Origin of the sequence: Sorangium sp. So ce131 (assembly GCF_051519095.1) — a bacterium.
GTDB lineage: Bacteria > Myxococcota_A > Polyangia > Polyangiales > Polyangiaceae > Sorangium.
The window spans coordinates 7,910,822-7,924,185 of the sequence record NZ_CP150455.1 but is presented as its reverse complement, the minus strand read 5'-3'; the positions used below and the strand labels follow the sequence as shown (position 1 = coordinate 7,924,185).

Genomic DNA, 13,364 nt, shown 5'->3' with positions numbered 1-13,364 from the left:
CGCGACCCCACGTTCCGAGGGCCCGATCACAACCCCGCAGCGCCGAGGGCTCCCCGCCGCACCCGGTTTGTTGACCCACTTGCCTACATGGTGCGACCTTGGAGCACACATGAGCCTCGTCCACAAGATCCCTCCCATGGTCTCGGCCCTGGCGTTTGGCTACGGGGTTGGGATGGCGGCGCCCCAGTCGGCGATCACGTCGGTGCAGTCGGCGGTCGCGACCTACCAGCTGGGCGGAGCGCGGGCCGGGGCGCCCGGGGCGCCGGCCACCCTGGCGGCGCTCGTGGCCGCACCGACGGCGTACGCGCCGCCGGCGTCCTACGCGCCGCCGGCGCGCGGGTTCGTGGCGACGCCGGGGAGCGAGTCGAGGGAGCTGTCGCGGCTGCGCGACGTCGCGGCGCACGGCGGGGAGGGGGCCGCCTGCGAGCTGGATCGGCCGAGTTACTCGCGGCCCCCGCGCGCGTTCTCCGCGGAGGGCAGCTACGCCGACGACGTCGACGACCTCGACACGGCCGGCGCCGAGGCGCTCTCGAAGCTGCAGCTGCCGGACCTCCGGCTCTCCGTGTCGCGCCGGACGCTCAAGTACGTCCGCTTCTTCACGCGCACCGACCGCGGGCGGCAGATGTTCGAGACCTGGCTGAAGCGGAGCGGGCGATACCAGGAGATGATCCAGGCCGAGCTCAGGGAACGCCGGCTGCCGGAGGATCTCATCTGGGTGGCCATGATCGAGAGCGGCTTCGACCCGAGGGCGAGGTCGCCGGTCGGCGCCGTGGGGCTCTGGCAGTTCATGCCGGCCACCGGGGCGGTCTACGGGCTCCAGCAGTCGCGCCACCTGGATCAGCGGAAGAACCCGCGCCTCGCCACCCAGGCGGCGGCCCACCACCTGCGCGATCTCTACCTGCGCTTCAACAGCTGGGACCTCGCGCTCGCGGCCTACAACATGGGCTACGAGCAGCTGCTCGATCGCATCGATCGGTACGGGACGTCGGACTTCAACGAGCTGGCCCGCCAGGAGGCGATCCCCTCCGAGACGGCCGCCTACGTGCCGAAGATCGGCGCGGCGGCCATCGTCGCGAACAACCTGGAGCGGTTCGGGTTCGACCAGGTCGAGGTGAGCCGGCCGATCGACGCCGCCGAGATCGCGGCGCCGCCGGGCACGCCGCTCAAGACGCTCGCGAAGGCGGCCGGCGTCGCGACCTCGACGCTGCGGAAGCTGAACCCCGACATCCTCGGGGACCGGGTGCCGCCGGGCCGGGGAGACTTCCTCGTGATGGTCCCGCCGGACACGCTGGCGCGGGCGCAGGCGGCGCTGCCGTCGCTGCTCAGCACGGAGCCGCTCGCCACGGACGACGCGTCCATCCTCGACCCGGTCGACCTGCTCGGCGGACGCGAGTTCACCGGGCGGACGCGGACGGTGAACGGCGAGGACGAGAGCCTGCTCTCCCTCCTGCCGAAACCAGCAAAGAAGCGACGCGCGATGCGCGATCCAGTGGCCCTGTCCGCGCCGGACGACGGCGAGGAGGCGCCCGTCGACGACGAAATCGACGCGCCGCGCCCGCCGCGAGGGCAAGGACGGGCCGGACGGGCCGCGCGCGAGGTGATGCTCTATCGCGTCGGGCCAGGCGATACGCTGATCGGCGTGGCGCGGCAGTTCGCAATAGACATCGAGGATGTCGCGCGCGATAACGGGTTGGAGCCCGATCAGAAGCTCCGCGCCGGCGCCCTCCTCAAGCTCCGGGTCCGGCCCGACATGGTGAGCCGCGTCGCCCTGGCCGAGCCGCCGCCCGCGCCAGAAAAGGACGACAAGGCCCGAAGCCCCGCCGCGCCGGGGAAGGACGACAAGGCCGCAGATGCCGCCACACCGGCGTCGCGCGGCGCGGCGCAGCGGACCGAGGCGGCCGGCGGCGCGACGAAGCCGCAGGCGAAGGGGCGCGGCGAGGCCGGGAGCAGCGCGCGAGAGGGCGACGAGAAGAAGCGCAAAGCCCGCGGTTGACGGCGGGGGGCGCGACTCGGCTAGCATGCCGCGCATGCAGCTCGTCGATACCAAGGCCATCGTCAAGCGACTCACCAAGAACTGCACCTCTGCCCTCGAGGCGGCGATTGGCCAGTGTGTCAACGCGCGCCACTACGAGGTGACGCTCGAGCACCTGCTCCTCGCGCTGCTCGACGACGCGAACTCCGACATCGCATTCCTCGTCTCCCATTACGATCTCGACGCGTCCCACCTGCGCGCCGCGCTCCAGCGCAGCCTGGAAGAGCTCAGGAAGGGCAACGCCGGCAGGCCGGTGCTCTCGCCGACCATGCTCGAGTGGATGCAGGACGCCTATCTCGTCGGATCCATGGAGTACGGCTACCAGCGCGTCCGGAGCGGCGTGCTCTTCCAGCGCCTCGTGCAGCAGCCGACCCGCTACTCGGTGAGCGGCATCGGCGCGTACCTCGAGGGCATCTCGAAGGACGACATCAAGACCAACCTCCCCAAGATCGTCTCCGGATCGAAGGAGGAAGCCGAGGCCGTCGCCGCGTCGGCCGGCGCGGGCGCGCCCGGGGCAGGGAAGCTCCCGACCGGGATGGCGAGCGCCGGGCCCGACTCGGCGCTCGCGAAGTTCTGCGTCGACTACACGGGCAAGGCGCGCGCGGGGCAGATCGATCCGATCTTCGGGCGCGAGCGCGAGATCCGGCAGGTCATCGATATCCTGGCCCGGCGGCGCAAGAACAACCCGATCATCGTCGGCGACGCGGGCGTCGGGAAGACGGCGCTCGTCGAGGGGCTCGCGCTGCTCATCGTCGAGAGCACGCCGGAGAACCCGAAGGTGCCGCCGCTCCTGCAGGGCGTCGACATCCTCGGGCTCGACATGGGGCTGCTCCAGGCGGGCGCGGGCGTGAAGGGCGAGTTCGAGAACCGCCTGAAGGGCGTGATCTCCGAGGTGAAGGGGTCGCCGAAGCCGATCATCCTCTTCATCGACGAGGCGCACACGCTGATCGGCGCGGGCGGGCAGCAGGGCGGCGGCGACGCGGCCAACCTGCTCAAGCCGGCGCTCGCCCGCGGCGAGCTCCGCACGATCGCGGCCACGACGTGGAGCGAGTACAAGAAGTACTTCGAGAAGGACGCGGCGCTGGAGCGGCGCTTCCAGCCGGTCAAGGTGGACGAGCCGAGCGAGCCGGCGGCCGTGGTCATGCTCCGCGGGCTCCGGCCGAAGTTCGAGCAGGCCCACAACGTCATCATCCAGGACGAGGCGGTGACCGCGGCCGTGCGGCTGTCGGCGCGCTACATCACCGGCCGGCAGCTGCCGGACAAGGCCGTCGACCTGCTCGACACCTGCGCGGCCCGCGTGAAGGTCGCGCTCCAGCAGCGGCCCGCCGCGGTCGAGGACGCCGAGATCCTCATCGTGAACACCGAGACCGAGCTCAAGGCGCTCGAGCGGGATCAGGACAAGGGCGTGCACATCGACAAGGAGCGGGTCGCCGAGCTCAAGGACAAGCTCGCCAAGGCGAAGGCCGAGCTCGAGGCGGTGCGCGCCGACTACGCGAAGGAGACGGCGGGCACGCAGCGGGTCATCGACGCCCGCAAGAAGATGGACGAGGCCAAGACGACCGAGGAGCGGGACGCCGCCCGCCGCGAGGTGGTCAAGGCCCTCGACGAGCTCAAGCAGAGCCAGGGCGAGGTGCCGCTGATCCGGCCGGACGTCGACGAGGCGATGGTCGCGAGCGTCGTCGCGGCCTGGACGGGCATCCCCGTCGGCAAGATGGTCCAGGACGACGTGAAGGCGCTCCTCGAGATGGAGGGGCGGCTGACCCGGCGGATCAAGGGGCAGTCCCACGGCATCGTGACCATCGCCAAGGAGCTCCGCAGCGCGCGCGCGGGGCTGAAGCCGCTGAGCACGCCGCAGGGCGTGTTCCTGCTGGTCGGGCCGAGCGGCGTCGGCAAGACGGAGACCGCGCTCGGGATCGCCGATCTGATGTTCGGCGGCGAGCGGATGATGACCGTCATCAACATGTCCGAGTTCCAGGAGAAACACACCGTCTCCCGGCTCATCGGCTCGCCCCCGGGCTACGTCGGCTACGGCGAGGGCGGCATGCTCACCGAGGCCGTGCGCCAGCGGCCCTACACGGTCGTGCTCCTCGACGAGGTCGAGAAGGCCGATCCCGACGTGATGAACCTGTTCTACCAGGTGTTCGACAAGGGCATGCTGAGCGACGGCGAGGGGCGGCTCGTCGACTTCAAGAACACCGTCATCATCCTGACGAGCAACCTCGCGACCGACAAGATCACCAACATGACGATCGCGGCGCGCGAGGAGGACCCGAAGCGGCGGCTCGACGAGGACGGCGAGTTCATCAAGGAGATCGTCGAGGCGATCAAGCCGACGCTGTCCGCGCACTTCAAGCCGGCGCTGCTCGCCCGCATGACGACCGTGCCGTACCTGCCGATCTCGCCGGACGCGCTCGGGGAGATCACGCGGCTCAAGCTCGACGGGCTCGTCGACCGCCTGCGCAAGAGCCAGCGGATCGAGGCGTCGTACTCGGACGCGCTCGTGGACACGATCGCGGCGCGCTGCACCGAGGTCGACACCGGGGCGCGCAACATCGATCACATCCTCCGGGCGTCGCTCCTGCCGCAGCTCTCGGTCGCCGTCCTCGAGAAGATGGCGGAGGGGCCGCTCCCGAAGCGGCTCCAGATCGGGGTCGACGCGGAGAAGAACTTCACGATCGCGTTCTCGGACTGAGCCGGCCGTGGCTCGCGCACCGAAAGTTGTACGGGACGCGAGGTTCCGCTTAAAAAGCTGGAGCATGGTCGCGTTCGCCCAGCTCCGACAGCTTTGGATGTGGATCGGGGAGCCGCGCTCGCCGGAAGGGGAGGGCCCGGGGCCCCGCCCGCGGCCGGCGCAGCTCCTCCCCGGCGTGAGCGCGGCGAAGATCGCCGGGAGCCTCGCCGCGGGGCTCTTCGCCGTCGGCCTCGGCGCCGCCCTGCCGGCCGCGATCGTGGCCTGCACGTCCAGCGCGCCGCCTCCGGCGGCCGCCCCCGAGCCCTGCGACGTGCAGATCGTGACGCTCTCGATCTACGCCGCCGACAACATCAACCCCAACGAGAACGGCAACCCGCGGCCCGTCGTCGTGCGGCTCTACCAGCTGAAGAGCAGCGGGACGATGGAGAACGCGACGTACGACCAGATCCTCCTCCGGGACAAGGAGACGCTCGGGGACGACCTCGCCAAGGTCGACGAGGTCGAGGTCTTCCCGAGCGACCTCGTCGAGGTGAAGTTCGAGCGCCTGAAGGACGCGAGCCACCTCGCCGGCGTCGCGCTGTTCCATGGACCGAAGGGGAGCAGCTGGAAGACGTTCTACGAGTTCCCGCTCCCGCCCGGGGAGGCGCAGTGCGGCGGCCGCGAGGCCGACGCGGGGCCGCCCGTGGCCGACCCGAGGGTCGCGTTCTTCATCGACTCGACCAAGATCGATAACGGCGTCGAGTTCGACGAGTCGATGTTCCCCAACTCGAGCTCCGTGCGCCGGGTGAGCCTGCCGAAGAAGGCGGCCGCGCCCGAGGCGCCCGCCGCCAGGAAGTAACGGCGATGGGGCGATCCGGCCGTCCTGGAAGCGACGCGCGCGTGGGAGCCGGGCGCGCGCGCGCGGGAGCCGGGCGCGCGCGCGGCGCCCAGCGCGCGCCCAGCTTTCGCGCCGCGGCGCGCGGCACATCTGGTAAGACTGGACGGGCGACATGATTCACCCGCGCAAGCCTGTCTGGACCGAGGGGCTCTTCATGACCCCTCAGCATCTGCAGCAGTCGGACCTCTACCACGAGACGCTGGTCCACGCGCGCATCAACGCGGTCGTGGGCTACGACTGGGGCATCACCGCCGCGCAGTTCGACGAGCGCGCGCTCTCCGCCGGGCAGGTCAAGATCGTCAAGTGCCACGGGGTCTTCCCCGACGGGACGCCGTTCTTCATCGGCGACCGCGGCGAGGACCAGGTCGAGGCGCGGCCGATCGAGGGCGCGTTCCCGGCCGCCATGGAGGCGCTCGACGTCTTCCTCGGCATCCCGAACCTGCGCGAGACGGCCGCGAACATCAGCCTCGATCCGAGCAAGGTGGGGCCGGCCCAGCGGTTCGTGGCGTCGCAGGCGACGACCCCGGACGTCAACACGGGGCGCAACGACACCTCGATCACCTGGGCCCGCGGCAACCTGCGCCTCGTCTTCGGCACCGAGCCGCGCGACGCGTACCAGACCGTGCGGATCGCGCAGCTCGTCCGCGACCGCGCCGGCGCGATCGTCCTCCGCAAGAGCTTCATCCCGTCGGTCCTCCGCATCAACGCGTCCGACCACATCATGGCCGGGCTCCGGCGGGTGCTCTCGGCGCTCGTGGGCAAGCAGAAGTCGCTCGTCGAGGGGCGGCGCATGCGCACCGCGGCGTCGGTCGACTTCCAGGCGTCCGACGCGACCAAGTTCTGGCTGCTCCACACCGTGAACTCGTACATCCCGGTCGTGTCGCACCTCGTCGACCACGGCCGCGCGCACCCGGAGCAGTGCTTCATCGTCCTCGGCTCGCTCATCGGCGAGCTCTGCACCTTCTCGGCGGACAGCGATCCGACGACGATCCCCAGGTTCAACTACCTCGAGCTCACCGACGTCTTCGACCCGATGTTCGAGCGGGCGATCGCGCTCATCAGCGGGCTCGTCGCGGAGCAGTACGTCATCGTGCCCCTGGAGAAGCGCGAGGACGGGATGTACCTCGGCCGGTTCGAGGACCCGAAGCTGCCGCGCAGCCACGAGATGTTCCTCGAGGCGAAGGGCACGGACGAGGGCACGCTGCGCGAGCGGCTCCCGCGCCTGCTCAAGATCGGGTCGTGGACGCAGATCGGGCACATCCTGCACTCGGCGACGCCCGGCGTGAACGTCGCCATCGAGTACCGGCCGCCGGGCGCGATCCCGGTCAAGCCGGGGCTCGTCTACCTCCGCGTCAACCAGTCCGGCGATTACTGGAACGACATCCTCGGCTCTGGCACGATCGCCATCTACCAGCCGATCGAGCCGCAGAAGGTCGACCTCCGGCTGATCGCGGTCCCGGCAGGGAAGTGACCGTGCCGGGCCGTCCCTTCCAGGTGAGGAGCCCATGAGCCTCTCGCAGACGATGTACTTTGTTTGCTCCGACGTGCTGTCGCTGATCCTGCAGCTCAGGAACTCCCGCGATCTGCCGGCGCCGGACATCCTCCAGCGGCGCGTCCTCGGGCTGTTCGACACGATGATGCAGAACGGCCGGGAGGCGCGGATCCCGGAGCAGGACATGATCGACGCGAAGTTCGCGCTCGCCGCCTTCGCGGACGAGGTGATCTTCAACTCGAGCTGGCCGGGCAGGACGCAGTGGCTCCAGAACCCGCTCCAGTTCCAGTTCTTCCAGCTGAACACCGCCGGCGACGGGTTCTTCACGAACCTCGACAACCTCTACGGGCAGCGGGGGCGCAACCACGTCGCGCAAATTTACTTCCTCTGCTTGGCCCTCGGCTTCCAGGGGAAATATCGTCTGCGCCACCAGGAGGGCCTCGGCGCGGTCATCGAGGGCGTGGGCAACCACGTGGCGGTCGCCGAGGGCGGCGGCGACGCCCTCGCGCCGAACGCCGAGCGCAAGGACGGCGGCGCCGGCGCGGTGCGCCGCGAGCTGCCCTACCTCGCCATCGCGCTCGGGCTGCTCGTGCTGGCCGTCCTCGTGGTCATCGTGCTCCGGCTCGTCGTCGCCTCGGACGCGGAGGACGTGGCCGACTCGATCAAGAAGCTGATCAGCACAGGAACCTAGGCGGACTGCGCCCGTCCTCTGCTGTTCCAGAGGGAGACTTCCGATGTGGCTGTGGATCCTGAGCGCCCTGTTCCTCGCCGTCGTGTGGGGAGTGTGGTTTGTGCTGCGTCCCGCGGGAGGGGACGGGACCGAGGCGTTCCCGACCGCAATCCCGCTCGTGGCGACGGGGGCGGTCGTGCTGCTGCTCGCCGGGCTCGCGGTGTACCGGCGCATCCGGGCGGCGCGCGCGGCGCGGGCGCTCGAGAAGGCGATCGCGCAGCAGGCCCAGGAGCAGGTGGTCAACGCGAAGCCTGAGCGGCGCGCGGAGATCCAGGAGCTCCACCGGCAGATGCAGGAGGGCATCGCCGCGCTCAAGGCCTCGAAGCTCGGCGGCGGCAAGCGGGGCGCGGACGCGCTCTACGTCCTGCCCTGGTACGTGATGGTCGGCCCGCCCGGCGCCGGCAAGACGACCGCGCTCCGGCACTCGGGGCTCGTGTTCCCGTACATCGATCCCGAGCGCACCGGCGTGCGCGGCGTCGGCGGCACGAGGAACTGCGAGTGGTGGTTCACGAACGAGGCGATCCTCCTCGACACCGCCGGCCGGTACACGACCGAGAGCGACGACCACGACGAGTGGATGGCGTTCCTCGAGCTCCTGCTCCAGTACCGCGAGCACAAGCCGCTGAACGGCATCATCGTCGCGGTGAGCCTGAGCGAGCTGCTCGACGCGAGCGACGATCAGATCGACCAGACGGGCAAGAAGATCCGCGCGCGCATCGACGAGATGCAGCAGACGCTGCACATGGTGCTGCCGGTCTACGTGCTCTTCACGAAGAGCGACCTCGTCGCGGGCTTCAGCGAGTACTTCGGCGATCTGAAGAAGAGCGAGCGCGCGCAGCCCTGGGGCGCGACGATCCGCCTCGACGAGCGGAAGGACGAGCCCGGCAAGATCTTCGATCGCGAGTTCGACGTGCTCGTCGAGCGGCTGCACACGCGCCTGACGAAGCGGCTCATCGGCGAGCGCAACCGGGAGGCGAAGGAGCGGATCTACCAGTTCCCGCTCGAGTTCGCGGCCGTGAAGCGGAACCTGTCCGACTTCGTCGCGTCGGCGTTCTCGCCCGCGGCCGGCGCGATGCCCGCGCCGATCCTGCGCGGGTTCTATTTCACGAGCGGCGTGCAGGAGGGGCGGCCGCTCGACCGCGTCGTCGGCGCGATGGGGCGGGCGTTCGGGCTGCGCGCGGCGCTCGGCGAGGGCGAGGAGGACGCGGCGCTCCCGAAGGAGTCGAAGAGCTTCTTCCTCCACGACGTCTTCACGAAGGTCGCCTTCCCCGATCAGGATCTCGCGGCGCGCACCGAGGCGGAGCTGCGGCGGCGGCGCCTCCAGCGGATCGCCGCGGCGGCAGCGGCGGCGCTGCTCGCGCTCCTGTTCATCGTGCCGGCGGTGCTCTCGTACTCCAACAACAGGGCGCTCGTCGCCGAGACGGGGCGCATCTCGAACGAGGTGGCGCTCGTGCGGTGGGCCTCGCGCGAGGGCAACGCGCCGCCGAACGTGGCCGCGAACGTCGAGAAGCTCGACCGGCTGAAGGACCAGGTGGAGCTGCTCGATCGCTACGTCGACGACACGCCCGTCGGGTACGGCTGGTTCATGTTCCAGGGGGACAAGCTGTTCCCTCCGACGCTGGAGCAGTACATCAAGAGCCTGCAGGAGGGGTTCGTCGCGCCGGCGAAGCGGGAGCTCGAGCGGAAGCTCGACCGGGTCCGCGAGGCGGAGTACCTGGACGGCTACAACGCCCTGCGCAGCTACCTCTTGCTCGACGAGCGCATCGAGCACCGGGTGCACCTCGACGAGGAGGCGAAGTGGCAGGTCGGGCGGCTGACCCAGGTCTGGGCCGACATCCTGAAGCCGTCGACCGATCTGCCGGAGAGCGAGCTCAAGGCGCGGCTCACGCCGCACGTCGCCTACTACGTCGACCTCGTGCGGCGCGGCGTGCTCAAGGGCGAGACCCTGAACGATCCGCTGATCCAGAAGGCGCGCGACGACCTCCGGCGGGTCGATCCGACGAAGCGCTACTACGATCGGTTCGTGACGAGCCTCGTCGACGAGAAGTACGACGAGGCGGGGCCGAACACGCGCGAGAACCTGAAGTACCCGCCGGTGAACCTCAACGAGATGTTCGCCGACCGGCCCGACGTGCTGACGGTCGTGCACAGCGCGCAGAAGAACCGGACCGGGACGTGGTTCGAGGTGCCGGGGCCCTACACGGCGAAGGGGCACGCGCAGGTGCTCGAGTCGCTCAAGGAGGGGAGGAAGACGCTCGAGCGCGAGCTCTGGGTGCTCCCGCTGTCCGAGGAGGAGAAGCGGCAGGGCGACCGGATCCAGAAGGAGCTCGACCGCGTCCGGCAGGACTACGACAACGCGTACATCGCGCACTGGGAGGCGTTCTTCCGCGACGTGCAGGTCGACGTGCCGGCGACGAACCGGCAGGCGATCCAGGAGTTCAGGATCCTCTCGACGCCCGACTGGCCGTACCGGCGGCTGCTCCAGCGGCTCTCGGACGAGACGCAGTTCGCGCGGGACGAGAAGCCGAGCGTGCTGACCGCGGACGGCGGCCTGATCGACCAGGCGAAGAGCATGCTCCAGCGGAAGGCCGAGCAAAAGACGGGCACGCAGCTCGACAAGCTCGTCGCCGGCAAGCGGCCGGAGCACTACGATCCGGTGCCCAAGAAGTTCGAGTCGATGGTCAACTTCGGGGTGCCGGCGCCGGCGGCGGAGGGGCAGCCGCCGCCGGCGGCGCCCCCGCTGAACCGGTACGTCGGGCTGCTCGAGGGGCTCGCCGGGGAGATGGGCGTGGTCGAGGACGGGCCGCCGGACACGGACACGTCGAAGGCGACCGAGGCGTTCCAGAACGCCGTGAAGGAGGCCGAGGGGCTCCTGCTCTCGATGGACGAGACCGGACAGCGGCTGATGACCCCGCTGCTCATGAACCCGCTCCGGCAGGCGTACAAGGCGGTCGTGCGGCGCGCGGGCGGCGCGGCGAGCGGGATCTGGGAGGTCGAGGTCTGGCCGCACTACCGCGACAAGATCAAGGACCGGTATCCGTTCAACCTCGCCTCGTCGCGCGACGCCTCGATCGAGGACGCGATGGCCTTCTTCAAGCCGAAGGAAGGGGTGCTCTGGGGCTTCTACGAGTCGTACCTCAAGGGCTTCCACTACCAGGTCGGGCACGAGTACTACCCGAAGGCGCACCTCGCGGGGCAGCCGCAGGCGGCGAAGCCGTTCACGCCGTTCAACCCGAACCTCTACAACTGCCTGCGGCGCGCGGACGAGATCACGGACGCGCTCTTCGGCGGGGGCGCGGAGCCCAAGGTCGTCTTCCACATCAACATGAAGACGGTCAGCCCGATCGTGAGCGAGGTGACCTTCGAGGTCGACGGGCAGAAGAGGCTCTATCGCAACGAGAAGGAGTTCTGGCACACCTTCAACTGGCCGGGAGAAGGGGCGAAGGGGGCCAGGATCCAGGTGCGCGGGGCGGGGGGGCTCGACGAGGAGCTCGTGCGCGAAGGGCCGTGGGGGATCTTCCGGCTGTTCGAGGCCGGGACGACGACCGCCCAGAAGGACAACGACGAGATGTTCACCGTGACATGGCAGATGACCGCGCCGCCGGTGACGGTCACCATGGAGGTGCGGCCGACGCGCGGGAACCATCCGTTTCCGACGAGCTTCTTCCGGGCGATGAACTGCCCTCCCAGCATCGGGGATCGCTTCGGTAAGGGGTGAGCAAATCAGCAACGGAGGCGGCGGGGGAGGGGGTGTCGTGCGGGGGGCCGGCGGGGGCCCCCTCCCGCGAACTCGCGCCTTGTGGTGGCTATGGCGTCGGGGACGGAGGGGCCTAGGCTAGACGGCCACACTTCGCTGCGGGCCGGCGCTCGGGTTCGCGGGGCCCTACCCCGCCGGCCCCCCGCACGACACCCCCTCCCCCGCCGCCTCTTTGTGAATGCGGGCGGAAAGAAGGACGGTCTACACGACGGCGGACGCCAAGCCTAAAGGCCGCACCGAAACGTCGTCCGCCCTTGGAAGGGCTCCCGCCCTCCGAAGAGCCGTCCTCCTTCGGAAGGGCTCCTTCCTTTCGACGCGCCGCCTGCCCCTGGAAGGGCTCTCCTCAAGAGCCGTCGTCCTGAAGAGCGCCCCTCTCGGTCCCGCTGATCTGGAACGGCGCCGGCGGGGAGGGGGTGCCCTGCGCGCGGGGGCGGCGGGGTAGGGCCCCGCGAACCCGAGCGCCGGCCCGCAGCGAAGCGGGTCGCTCATGATCTCGGCGCATCCGTTCCCGATGCCATAGCCACCACAAGGCGCGAGTTCGCGGGAGGGGCCCCCGCCGCCCCCGCGCGCAGGGCACCCCCTCCCCGCCGGCGCCCCCCGCGACCGGCAAGGCCCCCGCGCCGCCGCCGGCAAGGTGGTAGCGCTCGGTCCGCGGTTCGTGGTTCACTTGCTGCCGGTCATGTTCTGGCGCCGCAAGAAGGGCCCTGCCGCTCCGCCGCAGATCGGCTGTTTCGGCAAGCTGCCCGCAACGGGCGATTTCATCCGGCTGAACGCAGGTGGAGACGAGCTCGCCGCCTTCGACCGATGGCTCGGCGCGTCCATCGACTTCGCCCGGCGCGCCATGGGACCCCACTTCGACGCCTACTACCAGACGGCGCTCGGCCTCTTCGTCTTCCACGGCGAAGCCAAAGGCGACGAGCCGCCCGCGCGCGGGCTCGTGGGCGCATGGGCCGCAAGCGGCGACAACGCCGGCCGGCTCTACCCGATCATCGTGTTCGGCTCCTACGACTACGACCAGCTCGTCTCCGCCGGGCCCGCGCTCCCCATCGCCCTCTTCCCGCTCCTCGCCGCCGCCCACGACCTCGCCGCGAACGGCCGCACCATGCCCGTCGACGCCTTCCTGCAGCGCGTCGCGCAGATCTCGCCGCCGTCGCTCGACGACCCCGAGGCGTCCACCGCCGGCTACCGCGCATGGCTCAAGACCCAGCCCATGAAGGCGCTCTGGGACGCCGGATTCGGCACCGACGCAAGCCGCTTCTGGGTCGTCCAGAACATCCTCGACTCGGTCATGCCGTTCCGCGGCCACGAGCTCCCGAAAACCGGGCTCGCGCTCCGACTGCCGCTCGGCGCCGGCGACGCCTACGCCGCCGCCGTGTGGATGGACATGACCCTCCGCCTGTCCAAATGGGGACGCACGCTGATGAATGCGTTCTGGACGCCCCAGCGCACCCTGCTCCTCCACCTCGGACCCCCCCACGTGGGCTCGTTCCGCGAAATGATCGCCCCCACCACCCAGGCCGAGCACATCGCCGACCTCTGCGGACCCCCGCCGGTCGAAGAGCACGTTTCCCGACACGCGCTCGGGCCGGAGCTCGATGCCCTCGTCGCCCGGACCGACCTGTCGCTCGACAGCTTCCTGGAAGCCCTCGGCTGAGCCCGTGCCCGAGCACACGATCCCCCACCCGCCGCATGCGCCGTCGCCCCGGCTCGCCGCGTCGTCGCCGTCCGATTCGCCGTGCGATTTGCCGTCCGATTTGCCGTGCGATTTGCCGTCCGATTCGCCG

7 protein-coding genes are annotated in these 13,364 nt (G+C 70.3%); all 7 read left to right on the top strand.

The window, feature by feature from the left end; genetic code table 11:
• Positions 1-109: 109 nt before the first annotated feature.
• The 7 genes from WMF43_RS28860 to tagF all read left to right on the top strand — a co-directional run bounded on the left by WMF43_RS28860 (position 110) and on the right by tagF (position 13,234).
• Positions 110-1,993 carry a transglycosylase SLT domain-containing protein gene (locus WMF43_RS28860; RefSeq protein ID WP_437669439.1) on the top strand — a complete coding sequence of 628 codons (1,884 nt, stop codon included), beginning with the start codon at positions 110-112 and terminating at the stop codon, positions 1,991-1,993.
• 25 nt (positions 1,994-2,018) lie between these two features.
• Positions 2,019-4,724, top strand: a complete 2,706-nt coding sequence (gene tssH, locus WMF43_RS28855) for a type VI secretion system ATPase TssH (protein WP_437669437.1) — start codon at positions 2,019-2,021, stop codon at positions 4,722-4,724.
• 64 nt (positions 4,725-4,788) lie between these two features.
• Entirely contained in the window at positions 4,789-5,562 is a 774-nt protein-coding gene (gene tssJ, locus WMF43_RS28850; protein ID WP_437669435.1) for a type VI secretion system lipoprotein TssJ, read from the top strand.
• Positions 5,563-5,713: 151 nt separating this feature from the next.
• Positions 5,714-7,072, top strand: a complete 1,359-nt coding sequence (gene tssK / locus WMF43_RS28845) for a type VI secretion system baseplate subunit TssK (protein ID WP_437669433.1) — start codon at positions 5,714-5,716, stop codon at positions 7,070-7,072.
• A 34-nt stretch (positions 7,073-7,106) separates the two neighbouring features.
• Positions 7,107-7,784, top strand: a complete 678-nt coding sequence (locus WMF43_RS28840) for a DotU family type IV/VI secretion system protein (protein ID WP_437669431.1) — start codon at positions 7,107-7,109, stop codon at positions 7,782-7,784.
• Positions 7,785-7,827: 43 nt separating this feature from the next.
• Positions 7,828-11,541 carry a type VI secretion system membrane subunit TssM gene (gene tssM, locus WMF43_RS28835; RefSeq protein WP_437669429.1) on the top strand — a complete coding sequence of 1,238 codons (3,714 nt, stop codon included), beginning with the start codon at positions 7,828-7,830 and terminating at the stop codon, positions 11,539-11,541.
• Between the two features lie 697 nt (positions 11,542-12,238).
• Complete coding sequence (tagF, locus tag WMF43_RS28830; RefSeq protein ID WP_437669427.1) at positions 12,239-13,234, top strand: type VI secretion system-associated protein TagF; 996 nt, start codon at positions 12,239-12,241, stop codon at positions 13,232-13,234.
• Positions 13,235-13,364 lie beyond the last annotated feature (130 nt).

Excerpts from the sequence above, each read along its gene's own strand:
- WMF43_RS28860 (WP_437669439.1), top strand. The coding sequence starts at position 110 with ATGAGCCTCGTCCACAAGATCCCTCCCATGGTCTCGGCCCTGGCGTTT.
- tssH (WP_437669437.1), top strand. The coding sequence starts at position 2,019 with ATGCCGCGCATGCAGCTCGTCGATACCAAGGCCATCGTCAAGCGACTC.
- tssJ (WP_437669435.1), top strand. The coding sequence starts at position 4,789 with ATGGTCGCGTTCGCCCAGCTCCGACAGCTTTGGATGTGGATCGGGGAG.
- tssK (WP_437669433.1), top strand. The coding sequence starts at position 5,714 with ATGATTCACCCGCGCAAGCCTGTCTGGACCGAGGGGCTCTTCATGACC.
- WMF43_RS28840 (WP_437669431.1), top strand. The coding sequence starts at position 7,107 with ATGAGCCTCTCGCAGACGATGTACTTTGTTTGCTCCGACGTGCTGTCG.
- tssM (WP_437669429.1), top strand. The coding sequence starts at position 7,828 with ATGTGGCTGTGGATCCTGAGCGCCCTGTTCCTCGCCGTCGTGTGGGGA.